Below are 16,343 nucleotides of genomic sequence, written 5' to 3' on the forward strand. Positions count from 1 at the left end.
CGTCCGCTTTCTGCTTCAAGCGGAGAAAGAACGAATCATGCCGGCCGCGACCGTGTGATGCGTTGCTTCGTCGATCAGCACGAAAGCGCCCGTGCCCGGATGCGTGTCGTAATCGTCGGCGACGATCGGCTTTTGCAGCGTCAGCGACACGCGGCCGATATCGTTCATCGCCAGTTCGTGACGGTCCGTCGCATGCGACAGCGTGTGCACGTCGAGCACCTGCTGGATGCCGCCGATGCGCGCGAACACCGTGCTCGTGGTCTGCTTCAGCAGATACTTGCGGGCCGTCGACAGCGGCGTGTCGTCGAACCAGCACAGGTCCGCTTCGAGCTTCTTCGCCGGTTGCACGACACCCGTTGCCAGCACGAACGTATCGCCGCGCGACACGTCGACGTCTTCAGCCAGACGGATCGTCACCGTCTGGCCCGCGAACGCGCGGTCCACTTGCGCCGTGCCACCCGGCACGGGCGCGATGATCTCAGCGACGGTCGCCTGACGGTTCGCCGGCAGCACGACGATCGAATCGCCGAGCTTCACTTCGCCCGATTCGACGCGACCCATGTAGCCGCGGAAATCGTCGGCCTGGCTGCCGTCCTGACGCGCGACCCATTGCACCGGGAAACGCAGCGCCTGATGCGTCGGCAGTTCGACGGGCAGCGCTTCGAGCACGTCGAGCAGCGGCTCGCCCGCATACCACGGCATGCGCTCGCTCGCCGTCACGATGTTGTCGCCCTTCAGCGCCGACACGGGCACGAAGCGCACATCGGCAAGGCCGAGCTGGCGCGCCAGCGTGACATACGCGTCGCGGATTTCGTTGAAACGCGCTTCGCTGTAGTCGACGAGGTCCATCTTGTTGATCGCGACGATCGCGTGCTGCAGGCCGAGCAGCTTGACGATCGCGCTGTGGCGCTTGGTCTGCGGCAGCAATTGCGCGACGCCGTTCTCGAACGTGACGCGCGTGGCGTCGACGAGAATGATCGCGGCGTGCGCCGTCGAGGCGCCCGTCACCATGTTGCGCGTGTACTGCTCGTGGCCGGGCGTGTCGGCGATGATGAACTTGCGCTTCGCCGTCGCGAAGTAGCGGTATGCCACGTCGATCGTGATGCCCTGCTCGCGTTCGGCTTCGAGGCCGTCCGTCAGCAGCGACAGATCGATTTCGTCGCCGACCGTGCGCTTGTTCTTCGCACGCGAGAGCGCCGACAGTTGATCCGACAGCACAGCCTTGCTGTCGTACAGCAGGCGGCCGATCAACGTGCTCTTGCCGTCGTCGACGCTGCCAGCCGTGATGAAACGAAGCACGCCGAGGTCTTCAGGTTGATGAATGCTCATAATCTTCTTACCCCGTGCCTTAGAAATAACCTTGTTTCTTGCGCGTTTCCATCGCCGCTTCCGACGTCTGGTCGTCCATGCGCGTCGCGCCGCGTTCCGTGATTTCCGTCACGGCCGTTTCGGCGATGATCTTTTCCAGATCGTCCGCATCGCTTTCAACGGGGCACGTGCAACTGATGTCGCCCACGGTACGGAAACGCACCACCGCCTCTTCGCTCGACTCGCCTTCGCGGATCGGCGTAAGCGGCGTCACGGGCACGAGCAGGCCGTTGCGGCGCACGATCTCGCGCTTGTGCGCGTAATAGATGGACGGCAGTTCGAGGTTCTCGCGAGCGATGTATTGCCACACGTCGAGTTCCGTCCAGTTCGAGATCGGAAACACGCGCAGATGCTCGCCTTGATGCAGACGCGCGTTATACAGGCTCCACAGTTCCGGGCGCTGCGCCTTCGGGTCCCACTGGCCGAACTCGTCGCGGAACGAGAAGATGCGTTCTTTCGCGCGCGCCTTTTCTTCATCGCGGCGCGCGCCGCCGATCATTGCCGTGTAGCCGTATTGCTCGATCGTTTCCAGCAGCGTGACGGCTTGCGCGGCGTTGCGCGAATCCGTCTCGCGGCGCAGACGCACGGTGCCCTTCCTGATCGAATCTTCGACGTGGCCGACCACCAGTTCCGCGCCGATTTCCTTCGCGCGGCGGTCGCGGAAGTCGATCACTTCGTCGTAGTTGTGGCCGGTGTCAATGTGCACCAGCGGGAACGGCAGCTGCGTCTTGCGGTTCGCGCCGAGGCCGAACGCCTTCAACGCGAGCGCCAGCACGACGACGGAATCCTTGCCGCCCGAGAACAGCAGCGCCGGCTTGCTGCATTCGGCAACGAGTTCGCGCAGGATGTGAATCGACTCTGCCTCGAGCCAGTCGAGGTGGTCCATCCGGTTCGCCGTGACGTTCAGCGGGTTGACAGTGGAATCGAGCGTCGTGCTCATGTTCAGGTCCTTCGTTGGTTCGTGTCGCATGATCGTGTTCTCACCAGATGTGTGCGACACGAGAAGATTCAATCGAAATCTGCTTCAGCTTCCGTCGCGTTGCGGCTCATTGGACGGAGGCGTTCTCGCTAATCACCGTGACCGGGATCGTCGTGATGTGGAGCCCGCATTCCTTCGTATCGCGCGACTCCCACCACCAGCGCCCTGCCCGGCTGTCTTCGCCCGGGCGCACGGCGCGCGTACACGGCTCGCAGCCGATGCTCGGATAGCCGCGTGCATGCAGCGGATTCACGGGCACGTCGAACGCCTTCAGGTAAGCCCACACATCCGCTTCCGTCCAGTCGGCGAGCGGATTGTACTTGCCGATATTGCGAGCGTGGTCCTGCTCTTCCTCGTGCAGTTCCGCGCGCGTCACCGACTGCTCGCGCCGCTGGCCCGTCACCCACGCGCCGACTTCCGACAGCGCGCGGTTCAGCGGCTCGACCTTGCGGATCTCGCAGCAGCGCTTGCGCAGATCGATGCTTTCGTAGAACGCATTCAGGCCGTGCTGCGCGACGTATTCGTCGACGGCATCCGCCTGCGGATGAAACTGCTCGATCTCATAGCCGTAACGCTCGCGCACGCGGTCGATCATGCCGAGCGTTTCCGCATGCAGACGACCGGTGTTCAGCGAGAAAATGCCGATCTTCACGCCACGCGACAAAATGGCATGCGTCAGCAGCATGTCTTCCGCCGCGAGGCTGCTCGCGAGCTTGACCTTGTCGTGACGCTGCGCGATCGAATCGAGCAGCGCGTCCAGACGTTCGATCTTCGCTTGCAGTTCAGCCGTGACGCCCGTTGCGCTCGTCATACCGACGCCTTCTGCGCGGCAGCAGCCGCTTCGCGATGGCGAAAGAGTGGCGAAGGATCGTCGAACGCACCCTGATACTGGACAGTGAATTCGGTGAAGGCCTTCAGCGCGTCTTCGATGTCCTTGTCTTCGCGCAGTGCGTACGCGTTGAAGCCGCAACGTTCGTAGAAGCGCAACTGGTCGCGCAGCACGTCGCCGATCGCGCGAATCTCGCCCTTGTAGCCATAACGCTCGCGCAACAGGCGCGCCGTGCTGTAGCCGCGGCCGTCGCGGAACACGGGAAAGTCCACCGCGATCAACGCGATCTTGTCGAAGTCCGCGACGATGTCGGCGGGTTCGCTGTCAGGCGCGAGCCACACGCCGATTTCCTGCGCGCTGCGCGACGCCGTCAGTTCGTCGCGCGACGCCTGCCACAGCGCGAACGGGACGATGACCTTGCCGGCGGGCAAAGCGCCGGCTGCGGGCAACGCGCCGTCTTCGGCTGCGCGGATCACCGTGAAGTCGTCGTTGACGATTGCGCGGTCCTTGATAATCGATGCCATCTGCTAATCCTTGTTCCCGTTACGCGTGAGCCGGCTGACGCGATGCGTACACGCGTTCCTTGAACGGCACGAGTCCGATGCGGTTGTACGTGTCGATGAAGCGTTCGCCGTCGATGCGGTTTTCGACGAACGTATCGATCACCTTCGACACCACGTCCGGCATTTCTTCCGCCGAGAACGACGGGCCGATCACGCGGCCGAGCTTCGCGCCGTCATGACCCGTGCCCTGCTCGCCGCCGAGCGACACCTGGTACCACTCGGAGCCGTCCTTGTCGACGCCCAGCACGCCGATGTTGCCGACGTGGTGATGACCGCACGAGTTCATGCAGCCCGAGATGTTCAGCGACAGGTCGCCGAGGTCGTAGACGAAGTCAGCGTTGTCGAACCGTTCCTGAATGGCTTGCGCAATCGGAATCGACTTCGCATTCGCCAGCGAGCAGAAATCGCCGCCCGGACACGCGATGATGTCGGTCAGCAAGCCGACGTTCGGCGTCGCGAAACCTTGCGCCTTGGCCTTTTCCCACAGCGCGTACAGATCGCGCTTCTTCACGTTCGCGAGAATCAGGTTCTGTTCGTGCGACACGCGGATTTCGCCCAGCGAGTACTCCTCGGCCCAATCAGCGACGGCGTCCATCTGTTTGTCGGTTGCGTCGCCGGGCGCGATGTCGCGCGGCTTGAGCGAGATCGTCACCGACGAATAGCCCGACACGCGATGCGGGCGCACATTGCGCTCGACCCAGCGCGCGAACGGCTTGCTTTCCAGCAGATGCTTCTCGAACGAAGCGTCCGTGTCCGGCAGCTTTTCATACACGGGCGGCTCGAAGTATTGCGAGACGCGCGCGACTTCGGTTTCCGTCAGCGTCGACGGGCCGTCCTTCAGGTGTTGCCATTCTTCCTCGACCTGTTGCGCGAACTTCGCGGGCGACAGTGCCTTGACGAGGATCTTGATACGCGCCTTGTACAGGTTATCGCGGCGGCCGTAGCGGTTGTACACGCGCAGCACGGCTTCGCAGTACGTCAGCAGATGCTGCCAGGGCAGGTCTTCCTTGATGATCGCGCCGATGATCGGGGTGCGGCCCAGACCGCCGCCCGCGAGGATGCTGGCGACCACTTCACCCGCGTCGTTCTTCTTCAGATAGACGCCCAGGTCGTGGATCTGCACGGCTGCACGGTCTTCCTTCGTACCCGACACGGCAATCTTGAACTTGCGGGGCAGCCACGCGAATTCGGGGTGGAACGTCGACCATTGGCGCATGATTTCCGCCCACGGACGCGGATCGACGATTTCGTCGGGCGCGACGCCCGCGAACTGATCGGCCGTGATGTTGCGGATGCAGTTGCCCGACGTCTGGATGCCGTGCATCTGGACGGACGCGAGCTTGCGCAGGATTTCAGGCGTTTCTTCGAGCTTGATCCAGTTGTACTGGATGTTCGAGCGCGTCGAGAAATGGCCGTAGCCGCGGTCGTGCTCGCGTGCGATCGTGGCGAGCATGCGCAACTGGTCGCTGCGCAGGTTGCCGTACGGAATCGCGATGCGGTGCATGTACGCGTGACGCTGCATGTACAGGCCGTTCTGCAGGCGCAGCGGACGGAACTCTTCTTCGCTCAATTCGCCCGACAGGCGGCGGCGAACCTGGTCGGCATACTGCGCGACGCGTTCGTCGACGATGGTCTGGTCGTACTGATCGTATTGGTACATTCGGGGACCCCAGGGTTTGTTCGTCTCACACGACGCGGCGTTCCGGTTACGCCGCGGTTCGGATTTGTCTTCATCAGTCTGCTTTGAGTGAGACGGCGACCAGCCGTTTAGACGCATCACTCATTTGCTAATGACAAAAACAGATATCCATATTGGAAAAACTGGACAAATCGTAATAAACTCGCCTTATATTTCAAACGACTAAAAAATTCTTTTGATATGCGGCGAGGTTATATATGAACCTGCATCAGTTCCGCTTCGTGCGCGAGGCCGTGCGTCAGAATTTCAACCTGACGGAAGCCGCGAAGGCACTGTATACAAGCCAGCCGGGCGTCTCGAAGGCGATCATCGAGCTGGAGGACGAGCTAGGCGTCGAAATCTTCACCCGGCACGGCAAACGCGTGCGCTCGCTGACGGAACCGGGCCGGATCATTCTGGCGTCCGTCGAGCGGATTCTGCAGGAAGTGGAAAGCCTCAAGCGAGTCGGTAAAGATTACGCGGCACAAGACCAGGGCAATCTCGTGATCGCCGCCACGCACACGCAGGCGCGCTACTCGCTGCCTGCCGCCATCGCCGAGTTCAAGAAGCGTTTTCCGAAGGTTCACCTGTCGATCCTGCAAGGCAGCCCGACCCAGGTGGCCGAACTGGTTTTGCACGATCAGGCGGACGTGGCGATCGCGACGGAGGCGATCTCGACCTATAAGGAGCTGGTGTCGCTGCCCTGCTTCACCTGGCATCATCTCGCCGTGATGCCCGCCGACCATCCGCTGCTGGAGCGCAAGCAGCTGTCGCTGGACGACCTCACGCAATATCCGCTGATTACGTACGATAACGCGTTCGCCGGCCGCACCAAGATCAACGAAGCGTTCCGCCTGCGCGGCCTGCATCCCGACATCGTCCTCGAAGCGATCGACGCGGACGTGATCAAGACCTATGTCGAACTGGGGCTGGGCGTCGGCATCATGGCCGACATCGCGTTCAACGCCGAGCGCGACCGACATCTGCGCGCGATGCCCGTCGGGCATCTGTTCGGCAGCAACGTGACGCGTGTCGCGCTTAAGCAGGGGGCGTATCTGCGCAGCTATGTGTATACGCTCGTCGAGCTGCTGTCGCCGAACATGAACCGCAAGCTGATCGAGCAGGCGCTCAAGGGCGATCACGAAACGTACGAGCTTTGAGGTTTTTGATCCGCTATAACTGATCCGCTATAACAACAGCCACGCTATCCGGTAGGAGATCTTTCGCATGTCGTCGCACAAGAACAAATTCAAACGCACCCTGATGCGTGCCGCCGCGATCGGCGCGCTGTTCGCCGCCACCGCCGCGCACGCGGACCTGAAGGTCGGCATCGACCTGTCGAGCACGGGTCCCGCCGCCACGATCGGCATCACCAGCAAGAACGCGATGCTGATGTGGCCGAAGACGATTGCCGGTCAGAACGCGCAGTACATCATCCTCGACGACGGCTCCGATCCGGGCAATGCCGTGCGCAACATCCGCAAGCTGATCAACGAAGACCACGTCGATGTGATCGTCGGCCCCAACATCACGCCTGCCGCAATGGCGGCGCTCGATCCCGTCGCCGAGAGCCAGACGCCGATGATCACGCTGATCGGCTCCGCGAGCGTCGTCGAGCCGCAGGAAGGCAAGAAGGTCTGGGCGTTCAAGATGGCGCAGACGGACAGCGCGATGGCCGATGTGATGACGCGCTACATGTCGAATCACAACATCAAGACGGTCGGCTTCATCGGTTTCGCGGACAGCTATGGCGACAGCTGGCTCAACGAGTTCACGAAGTTCGCCGCGCTGCGCCATATTCAGGTCGTGGCGACCGAGCGCTTCAACCGCACCGATGCGAGCGTCACGGGCCAGGTGCTGAAGCTGATCGCCGCGAAGCCGGATGCCGTGCTGATCGCGGGTGCGGGCACGCCGACGGTGCTGCCGCAGCGCACGCTCGTCGAGCGCGGTTACAAGGGCGCGATCTATCAGACGCACGGCATCGCGACGCCGGAGTTCATCAAGCTGGGCGGCAAGGATGTCGAGGGGACGCTGTTCCCGACGCAGCCGGTCGTCGTGGCGCGCACGCTGCCTGCCGATCATCCGGCGAAGAAGGCGGCTCTGGCGTTCGTCAACGCGTATGAAGCGCAGTATGGGCCGAACACCGTCACCCAGTTCGCGGGCGATGCGGCGGGCGTATATCCGCGTCTGCAGGATGCCGTGGCGCGCGCCTTGAAGACGGCGCAGCCGGGCACGCCGGAGTTTCGCGCGGCGTTGCGCACCGAGCTCGAGCACGCGCATGAGCTGGTGGTGCCGAACGGCGTCGTGAATACGAGCGCGAAGGATCACGTCGGGCTCGATCAGCGCGCCAGCGTGATGGGGATTATCAAGGGTGGGAAGTTTACGTACTTGAGTCAGTGAACGCTTTGTAATTCTGGCTCGACGCGGCATCGAACGGGGCGCGCACCGCCCCGCCGCCACGCCGCTACGACAAAAACCCGATCGCCTCATCCACCACGCTGCGCCAGTCGCCCATCAGCGTCTGACGCAGCGGCTTCAGATTCGCCATCCACGGCGACGTATCGCCTTCCACGCCCCAACGCCATTCGCTTGCCACATTGAGCGGCACGACGGTCAGCTTGCCGAGCATCGCACTCAGGTTCGCGACGCCCGAATCGACGGCCACGACGGCATCCAGTTGCTCGATGCAGGCGGCCGTCTCCGCAAACGATTTGATCCCCGGCCCATACACGCTGATATTGCCCGACGGCATGCCAGCGAACTCCTGCACGGAAGGATGGTGCAGACTCACGAAATGCCGCTTCGCCGCCACCGATGGATGCGTCACCAGGTGATCGACTTCCGTCAACGGCAAGCTGCGCCGGATCGCCGAGCAGCGCATCACTGCGCCGACCTCGTGCGCGTGGCGCTGGTTGCAGTCCCAGAAAATACCGATCAGTGACTTGCCCGGCTGCGCCGCGCGCAACTCGCGCGCCCATCCGGCGGCGGCTTCGCGCGCCGCTTCAGGCGCGCGCAGATAAGCCGGGAAAAACGGCGCCGGCAGCGGCGTTTGCTGCGCGGCGAGCAACGGCAAATGCAGCAGCGTCGCATGCAAATCGGGCGCGAACTCGCGTACCTGACTGGCCAGCGGTTCCGGCAACGGACCACGTTGATGCAACGGACGCGGCGCGCTCACCACGTGGCAATCGGGCAGCGACGCCTGCAGCAGCGGATGCAACTGCGCATCGCACGTGATCATCAATTGCGCGCCTGCGGCCCGCCATTGCGCGACATTGGCAAAAAGCAGGAACTGGTCGCCAAAACCCATCTGATGCGTAATCAGCACGCGCTTGCCGCGCAAGTCCTGTTCGCCAGACCAGGGCGCAATATCAACCGGCTGATAGTTGCCGCTGTCGCTGTCATTGCGGGCGAGCCACGGCTCGAAGCCTGCGGGACGCGCCGTGCGCAACAGCGCCTCGCCGTACAGATGCTCGGCCTTGCGCGCAAACCAGTCGCCGCCCGCGGCGGCCGTGCGCCATGCGTCGTGCAGCATCGGAATGCCGCGCTCCACGTCGCCCGACATCACGAGACTCTGGCCAAGGCTCATCTTGTAGTACGCGGGCTGCCACGGCAGCGCCGCATAGTTGCGCCACGTCGCGACGGCATCGAAATGGCGGCCGAGCAGCGTCAACGCATACGCGCGCCAGTTGACGAAATGCAGATCGCGCGGCTCGATCGCGAGCGCGCGTTCGGTGAAGCTCAGCAGTTCGTCGTCACGCATCTCGTGCAGCAGCGCGACGCAGACGGCTCGCAGCTTTTCTGCATCGTCGGGTGCATGGGCAAGCGCATCGAGTGTTTCCTTGACTGAAGACATGGCGGGCATTGTTTCGACGTTCTACGCAAGTGGCGCGACCGCTATCGGATAACGGCGCGCGAGTATACGTCGTAGAATCATGCAGCAATCTTAAAAACTCAAGCACTGCACGGCACCATCGAATCATGCGCACGACCCGAGCCATCCATGCCGTCGAACGGCTGAAGACCCGCAGCGGCAACCCCCGCTTTGCGGCGGTCAGCCTGTCGGGCGGACTGTTCTATCTCGTCGACAAGTCGAGCGGCACGGATCAGAAGGTGTCCGATCCGCTGCCGCTCGAAGACTTCGTCAAGTTCGTCGACGGTTTCGGGCCGCCGAAACCACGCAAGGCAAGCAAGCTCGATCTTGCATTCGAGGAGCAGATCAAACGCAGTAAGGGCTGAATCGCATCGTGGACGTCAACCGTTCCCGACACGCGACCACTCCAGCTTCGCGTCGCTTTCGAACACAGCATCGATGAACCGCAGTCCGGCCACGCCGTCGTCAACGGTCGTCAGCAGACGGCTTTCGGGCGGCAGCGGCAACCCCGCGTCGATGGCTTCGATCTGCAACGCCGCATCCTTATAAAGCTGAGCGAACGCTTCGAGATAACCCTCGGGATGCCCCGCCGGCACGCGCGTCGCGTGCCGCGCCACGGCGCTGTCGACGCGCGCGCGCGTAAGCCTTTGCGTCGCCCCGCCCAGCGGCGTGAACAACAGTTCGTTCGGGTTCTCCTGATCGAACGCGATGCCCGCCTTCGTCCCATAGACGCGCAAACGCAGCGCGTTCTCCGCGCCGCTTGCCACCTGGCTCGCCCACAGCATGCCGCGCGCGCCTGTGTCGTAGCGCAACATCGCCTGAATGTGATCGTCGACGAGGCGCCCTTCGACGAACGTATGTAATTCAGCGGCGATCTTGACGGGCAGCATGCCCGTCACAAACGCCGCGAGGTGATAGGCATGCGTGCCGATATCGCCAAGGCATCCGGCGCGTCCTGCCTGCTTCGGATCGGTGCGCCACACCGCTTGGCGGTTCTCCCCCGTCAGTTCGATCGGCTTCGCAAGCCAGTCCTGCGCGTACTCGACCTGCACGACGCGCACCTCGCCCAGCTCACCCGCGTCGACCAGCTCGCGTGCATGGCGCACCATCGGATAACCCGAATACGTGTGCGTCAGGGCGAAAAGCCGGTTCTTGCCACGCGCGAGCTTCGCGAGCGCTTCGCCTTCTGCGAGCGTCATCGCGAGCGGCTTGTCGCAGATCACGTGAATCCCGGCGTTGAGAAACGCGGTCGCGACGGGCGCATGCAGATGATTCGGCGTGACGATCGACACGGCGTCCATGCCGTCGCCGCGCGCCGCTTCGGCGCGCGCCATCTCGTCCCAGCTCGCGTAGCTGCGCGCGACGCCGAGTTCGTCGGCGCTGGCCTGCGCGCGCTGCGGGTCGGACGAGAGCGCGGCCGCCACCAGTTCGAAACGATCGTCGATGCGCGCCGCGATCCGGTGCACCGCGCCGATAAACGCGCCCTGCCCGCCGCCGACCATGCCCAGCCTGAGTCTTCGTGTCATCGTGAGGTGCTCCTGTTCGACGGTCAGCGTTACAGGCCGAGCACGCGTTTCAGTTGCGCGTCGTCCGCGCCGCTGCCCGCGAAGTCGTCGAATGCATGGTCGGCCACGCGAATGATGTGCCGCTTGATGAACTCGGCGCCTTCGCGCGCGCCGTCTTCGGGATGCTTCAATGCGCACTCCCATTCGAGCACGGCCCAGCCCGGAAAATCGTATTGCGCCATCTTCGAGAAGATCGCGCCGAAGTCGATCTGCCCGTCGCCCAACGAGCGGAAGCGCCCCGCGCGCTCGACCCAGCCGCTATAGCCGCCGTACACGCCCTGCCGCCCATTGGGACGGAACTCGGCGTCCTTCACGTGAAAAGCCTTGATGCGCTCGTGATAGATGTCGATGAACGCCAGGTAGTCGAGTTGCTGCAGCACGTAGTGGCTCGGATCGAACAGGATGTTCGCGCGCCGGTGGTCTTTCACGGCTGCGAGAAACCGTTCGAACGTCACACCGTCGTGCAGGTCTTCGCCCGGATGCAGTTCGTAGCAGACATCGACGCCTGCTTCGTCGAACGCATCGAGGATGGGCGTCCAGCGGCGCGCGAGTTCGTCGAAGGCCGCTTCGACGAGACCGGCGGGACGCTGCGGCCACGGATAGATATACGGCCACGCGAGCGCGCCTGAAAACGACACGTGCGTGTTCAGCCCGAGACGCTGCGATGCTTTCGCGGCCCACTTCATCTGCTGCACAGCCCATTCGGTGCGCGCCGCGGGATTGCCGCGCACGTGCGGCGCGGCGAAACCGTCGAACAGCAGGTCATACGCGGGATGGACGGCGACGAGTTGCCCTTGCAGATGGGTCGACAGTTCGGTGATGGTGACGCCCGCGTCGGTGACGACGCCCAGCAGATCGTCGCAATAGTCCTGGCTCGACGCCGCCTGTTCGAGGTCGACGAGGCGCGGATCGGCGGGCACCTGAATGCCTTTGAAGCCGAGACTCGCGGCCCATTGCGCGAGATGCGCGAGGTTGTCGAACGGCACTTTGTCGCCCATGAACTGCGCGAGAAAGATCGCCGGCCCTTTGATCGTTTTCATCGTGCTGCTCCCGATGGATAACTGCGTCGAACCGGCGCCGCCTTGCGCGTGTCGTGGCGACGATCACGCGAAGGGCAGCGCCGCGCTAAAGCATGTTTGCGTTCAGAACGGCGAATCCGGGAAGTAGAATTCCTTCGCGTTCTCCTTCGTGATGAGCACGGAAGGAATGATCGTCGTGGCGGGCAGCTTGTCGCCTTTCAGACGCGCCTCTGCTGTCAGCTTGATGGCGTCGTAGATGAATTTCGGCGAGTACGACACATCGGCCTTGATGAGCGGCGCGCCGTCCATGACGTTCTTCACCATGCCTTTCGAGCCCGCGCCGCCGAACACGATCTTGATGTCGCTGCGTTTGGCCTGATCAATTGCCTTGATTACGCCGACGGCCATGTCGTCGTCGGCTGCCCAGACGGCGTCGATGTGCTTGAAGCGCGTCAGGTAATCCTGCATGACCTTGAATGCGTCATCGCGGTTCCAGTTGGCGTATTTTGCGTCGAGGATCTTGATGTTCGGATAGTTCTTCAGGACGCCGGTGAAGGCGGTCCAGCGTTCGTTGTCGAGCGTTGTCGGGATGCCGCGCAGCGCGACGATGTCGCCTTTGCCGTCGAGAGCTTTTGCGAGGTACTCGGCGGGGATCTTGCCGAAGGCGGTGTTGTCGCCAGCGACGTAGGCGTCTTGCGCGCTCGTGTCGGTCAGGCCCCGGTCGACCACGGTTACGTAGACGCCTTTCTTTTTCACCTGCGCGACGGGTTGGGTTAGGGATGCTGATTCGTACGGGAAGATCACTAGCGCGTTGATCTTGTTGACCGTCACCAGGTCTTGTAGCTGGTTCGCCTGTTCCGGCGCGTTGGCTGCCGTTTTGACGATCACTTTCAGATCGGGGTGGGCTTTTTCCAGATCTGCTTTTGCCTTGTTGGCCCACCAGACGATGCCGCCGGTGAAGCCGTGGTCGGCTGTGGGGATGGCTACGCCGAGGGTGACTTTCTCGTCGGCGTGCGCCGCGCCTGTGCCCAGGCACATTATGCTCAGCGCCAGCATCCCGGCGGCTACCGCTCGAATCGTCTGTTTCATGGATATGTCTCCTGACTGGATGGTTTGGTTCTGGTTCTGGTTCTGGTTTGCTTCTGGTTTGGTTCCTTCCGTGTTGAAACGCTGTTGCAACTGCTTTTGTTGTTGGTATGGTTTTGGTTTTGGTTTTGGTTTGCTTGGCTCTGCGCTGGCATCCGCGCTATGCCTTCGTGCTTCAAGCGTCGCCCCTGTGCGGGGCGGCACCTACTTTTCTTTGCCGCCGCAAAGAAAAGTAGGCAAAAGAAAGCGGCTCACACCGCCAGTTCTAGTTCTTGCCTGAGGGCTCCCAAAGGTTCTTACACTTCTCACGACAACCACGTGACCCACGTCCGTTGCTAACACTCTGAATAAACGCCTCACCCGCTTCAAGCCCCCACGTCACAGCCCACCGCGCCAGACAGTCCACCGCCGCCCAGGTGGCAAACTGTGTGTAGGCCGTAGTGCTTCGCACGCTTCACTCCGGACCGATATCGCACGCCTCCCACCCTGTAAGAGCGCTACCCTATACGACGCGACAACCTACACACAGTTTGCCACCTGGGCGGCACATACCATTCGCTGCCGCTTGCCCGAGTACGGGTATTTGAAGCGGGTGAGGCATCTGTTCGAAGCGTTGGCAACGGGCACTAGCCACGGCACTGATGTGTGAAGCGTGGGGACGTTGGGGGCCCGTGGGCAAAGGTCAAGGGCTGGCGGTGTGAGCCGCTTTCTTTTGCCTACTTTTCTTTGCGGCGGCAAAGAAAAGTAGGTGCCGCCCCGCACAGGGGCGACGCGTGAAGCACGAAAGCAAATCGCGGATGCCAGCGAAAGCGAAAGCGAAAGCGAAAGCAGCCCACCCTGCCGCCGCAAAAGCAAAAGCAAAAGCAAAGGCAAAGGCAAAACCACGCCCTCATTCATCTCCGCCCCCTCTGCAAAAACGCAACAACAATAATCACAATCCCCTGCACAGCAGCATTCAGATAGACACTAATAATGCTAGTGAGATTAAGAATATTGGCAATCACAGAAAGCAGAACCGCACCGATCACGGTGCCAACAACTCTCCCTTCCCCGCCTTTGAGCGCGGTCCCGCCAACCACAACGGCGGCAATCGCCTCCAACTCCCACAAAAGCCCAGTAGTGGGCGTAGCAGACCCAAGCCTGGGCACATACAAAACCGTCGCCACGCCGACACAAACCCCAAGCAACACATAAGTAACGATCTTCACGACATCAACGCGAATCGCGGCATATCGTGCAACCTGCTCATTCGAGCCAATCGCCTGCACATGCCGCCCAAACGCCGTGCGGTTAAGAATGAGCGCACCGCCCGCCGCGACGACGAGAAACACCCAGATCGGCACAGGCACCCCGAACAGACTCGCGTAATAGACCGGCCCATAGAGATCGGAAAGATTGTTATCGAGCGTCAAGGCACCGCCGTCCGCAAGCCACGTCAACACAGCGCGAAAAATACCCAGCGACCCCAGCGTGACAATAAAAGGCTCGATCCGCCCTTTCGTGATCAACAACCCATGCGCGCATCCAAACGCGCCACCCAGCACGAACGCACTCGCAATCCCGATCAGCACAATAGTCAGCGGCGCAAACGCATGCCCGCCCGGCGCAGAGGCAAGCGCATTCATCAACCAGATCATGCTGCCCGCGATCAACGCCGCCATCGACCCAACAGAAAGATCAATCCCACCTGAAATGATCACGAACGTCATACCGACAGCAATGATCCCGATGAACGACGTGCGCGTCAGCACATTCATCATGTTGTCGACAGTCGCGAAATCGCGATTCAGCAGCGTCCCCGCAATGCACAACACGATCAGCCCCGCCAGCGGCCCAAGCCCATGCAATCGATGCGCGATCCGCATCGCGCGCCCTGCCGGCGCAGTGTCAGTGTGTGCCGGTCGCATGTGCGATCAACTCCTCTTCAGTCAGATGGTCAAGGCCGAGCGTCGCCTGCAGGCGCCCCGCGCGCATCACCGCGACGCGATGGCACAGCCCGATCAGCTCGATCAGTTCGGATGAAATGACGACCACGGCCCGCCCTTCGGACGCAAGCCGGTGAATCAGAAAATAGATGTCGCGCTTCGCGCCAATATCGACACCGCGCGTCGGTTCGTCGAGCACGATCACATCCGGATTCGGCTGCAGGAACTTGGCCAGCGCGAGCTTCTGCTGGTTGCCGCCCGACAGCATGCGCGCGCGGCTGCCCAGATCGCCCGTGCGGATGCCGAACTCGCGGACGGCTTTCGTCAGCGCGTCGCGGCCCGCCTTCAGATCGAGCAGCGGCTTCGCATAGCGTTCGAGCGTCATCAGCGTCAGGTTGTCCTGCAGGCTCAGGTTCACATGCAGCCCCTTGCCCTTGCGGTCTTCGCTCAGATACGTGAGACCTCGCCGCATCGCGTCGCGCGGGCTGTGCAGAGCGGCCTTGCGTCCGGCGATTTCGATCGTGCCCGAGGTGCGCTCGCGCAATCCGATGATCGCCTCGAACGCCTCCGTACGCCCCGCGCCGACCAGCCCCGCAAAGCCGAACACTTCTCCCGCGCGCACGTCGAAGCTCAGATCGTCAACCCACTCGGGCACGCTCAGATGCTGCACGTGCAGCGCGATCGGCGCGTTCCGCGCAGGCGGCGTCTTGTCGGGGAACATGTCGGACAGCTCGCGCCCCACCATCAGGTTCGCCATCTGCTGACGCGCCAGCAGCGCCGTCTCGCTGCGCGCGACAAAGCGGCCGTCACGCATCACGATCACCTCGTCGGTGATGTGCTCGACCTCGTCGAGCTTGTGCGAGATATAGACGATGGTCACGCCGTCGGCCTTGAGCTTCGTCATCAGCGCGAACAGGCGCTCGGTTTCGGACGGCGTGAGCGTCGCCGTCGGCTCGTCCATGATGAGCAGCCGCGCGCGCCGTGACAGCGCCTTCGCAATCTCCACCATCTGCTTTTCCGCGACGATCAGATCGCGCACCTTCGTGTCCGGATGCTTGTGCAGGCCGACCTGCTCCAGATAGCGCTTCGCTTCGCTGCGCATCGCCGTGTCGTCGACGAACATGCCCTTGCGCTTCTCGTGACCGAGATACATGTTCTGCGCGATCGTCAGATGCTCGGCGAGATTGAACTCCTGATGAATCAACACGATGCCCGCTGCTTCCGCGTCGCGCGAGCCGTCAAAGCGCTGCGCGTGGCCGTCGACAAGCACCGTGCCCTCGGTGGCCGTCTCGTAGCCCGCGAGGATTTTCATCAGCGTCGACTTGCCCGCGCCGTTCTCGCCGAGCAAACCGTAGATGCGCCCCGGCGCGAGATCGAAGCTCACGCCGTGCAGCACGCGCACCGGGCCGAAGTCTTTGCGGATATCGTCGAATCGGACGGCGAGGCTCATCGCGGCTTCC

At 62.6% G+C, this 16,343-nt stretch carries 14 protein-coding genes; 3 read left to right on the plus strand and 11 right to left on the minus strand.

Annotated features, from left to right (window positions below; all coding sequences use genetic code 11):
• Positions 1 to 15 precede the first annotated feature (15 nt).
• The 5 genes from C2L66_RS11940 to C2L66_RS11960 all read right to left on the minus strand — a co-directional run bounded on the left by C2L66_RS11940 (position 16) and on the right by C2L66_RS11960 (position 5,399).
• Positions 16 to 1,329, minus strand: a complete 1,314-nt coding sequence (locus C2L66_RS11940) for a sulfate adenylyltransferase subunit 1 (protein ID WP_054928707.1) — start codon at positions 1,327 to 1,329, stop codon at positions 16 to 18.
• A 19-nt stretch (positions 1,330 to 1,348) separates the two neighbouring features.
• The gene (cysD, locus tag C2L66_RS11945) at positions 1,349 to 2,308 is read right to left on the minus strand and encodes a sulfate adenylyltransferase subunit CysD (protein WP_054928716.1); all 960 of its coding nucleotides are present in this window, start codon (positions 2,306 to 2,308) and stop codon (positions 1,349 to 1,351) included.
• A 106-nt stretch (positions 2,309 to 2,414) separates the two neighbouring features.
• Complete coding sequence (locus C2L66_RS11950; RefSeq protein ID WP_054928708.1) at positions 2,415 to 3,158, minus strand: phosphoadenylyl-sulfate reductase; 744 nt, start codon at positions 3,156 to 3,158, stop codon at positions 2,415 to 2,417.
• Entirely contained in the window at positions 3,155 to 3,700 is a 546-nt protein-coding gene (locus C2L66_RS11955; RefSeq protein ID WP_054928709.1) for a DUF934 domain-containing protein, read from the minus strand. Before C2L66_RS11955 ends, C2L66_RS11950 begins: the two co-directional genes overlap by 4 nt.
• A gap of 19 nt (positions 3,701 to 3,719) precedes the next feature.
• Entirely contained in the window at positions 3,720 to 5,399 is a 1,680-nt protein-coding gene (locus C2L66_RS11960; protein WP_060599953.1) for a nitrite/sulfite reductase, read from the minus strand.
• Between the two features lie 236 nt (positions 5,400 to 5,635).
• Between C2L66_RS11960 and C2L66_RS11965 the strand changes: the two genes are divergently transcribed.
• On the plus strand, positions 5,636 to 6,577 hold the full coding sequence (locus C2L66_RS11965) for a CysB family HTH-type transcriptional regulator (protein ID WP_036003337.1): 942 nt from the start codon (positions 5,636 to 5,638) through the stop codon (positions 6,575 to 6,577).
• Between the two features lie 67 nt (positions 6,578 to 6,644).
• Positions 6,645 to 7,817 carry an ABC transporter substrate-binding protein gene (locus C2L66_RS11970; protein ID WP_054928711.1) on the plus strand — a complete coding sequence of 391 codons (1,173 nt, stop codon included), beginning with the start codon at positions 6,645 to 6,647 and terminating at the stop codon, positions 7,815 to 7,817.
• Between the two features lie 64 nt (positions 7,818 to 7,881).
• Here C2L66_RS11970 and C2L66_RS11975 read toward each other — a convergent pair whose 3' ends face one another.
• Entirely contained in the window at positions 7,882 to 9,270 is a 1,389-nt protein-coding gene (locus C2L66_RS11975; RefSeq protein ID WP_060599951.1) for a glycosyltransferase family protein, read from the minus strand.
• 125 nt (positions 9,271 to 9,395) lie between these two features.
• On the opposite strand from C2L66_RS11975, the gene C2L66_RS11980 reads away from it, so the two are divergent.
• The gene (locus tag C2L66_RS11980) at positions 9,396 to 9,653 is read left to right on the plus strand and encodes a hypothetical protein (protein WP_036003327.1); all 258 of its coding nucleotides are present in this window, start codon (positions 9,396 to 9,398) and stop codon (positions 9,651 to 9,653) included.
• Between the two features lie 15 nt (positions 9,654 to 9,668).
• Here the strand turns inward: C2L66_RS11980 and C2L66_RS11985 are convergent, their stop codons facing one another.
• The 5 genes from C2L66_RS11985 to C2L66_RS12005 form a co-directional block, all read right to left on the minus strand.
• Positions 9,669 to 10,814 carry a Gfo/Idh/MocA family protein gene (locus C2L66_RS11985; protein WP_060599949.1) on the minus strand — a complete coding sequence of 382 codons (1,146 nt, stop codon included), beginning with the start codon at positions 10,812 to 10,814 and terminating at the stop codon, positions 9,669 to 9,671.
• Between the two features lie 29 nt (positions 10,815 to 10,843).
• Positions 10,844 to 11,893 carry a sugar phosphate isomerase/epimerase family protein gene (locus C2L66_RS11990; protein WP_054928713.1) on the minus strand — a complete coding sequence of 350 codons (1,050 nt, stop codon included), beginning with the start codon at positions 11,891 to 11,893 and terminating at the stop codon, positions 10,844 to 10,846.
• A gap of 102 nt (positions 11,894 to 11,995) precedes the next feature.
• Positions 11,996 to 12,961: a substrate-binding domain-containing protein gene (locus C2L66_RS11995; RefSeq protein WP_060599945.1), complete on the minus strand. Its 966-nt coding sequence runs from the start codon at positions 12,959 to 12,961 to the stop codon at positions 11,996 to 11,998.
• An 890-nt stretch (positions 12,962 to 13,851) separates the two neighbouring features.
• Positions 13,852 to 14,865 carry an ABC transporter permease gene (locus tag C2L66_RS12000; RefSeq protein ID WP_060599943.1) on the minus strand — a complete coding sequence of 338 codons (1,014 nt, stop codon included), beginning with the start codon at positions 14,863 to 14,865 and terminating at the stop codon, positions 13,852 to 13,854.
• On the minus strand, positions 14,846 to 16,333 hold the full coding sequence (locus C2L66_RS12005; RefSeq protein WP_060599941.1) for a sugar ABC transporter ATP-binding protein: 1,488 nt from the start codon (positions 16,331 to 16,333) through the stop codon (positions 14,846 to 14,848). Before C2L66_RS12005 ends, C2L66_RS12000 begins: the two co-directional genes overlap by 20 nt.
• Positions 16,334 to 16,343 lie beyond the last annotated feature (10 nt).

The sequence above is a fragment of the Paraburkholderia caribensis genome (assembly GCF_002902945.1).
Taxonomy (GTDB): Bacteria; Pseudomonadota; Gammaproteobacteria; order Burkholderiales; family Burkholderiaceae; genus Paraburkholderia; species Paraburkholderia caribensis.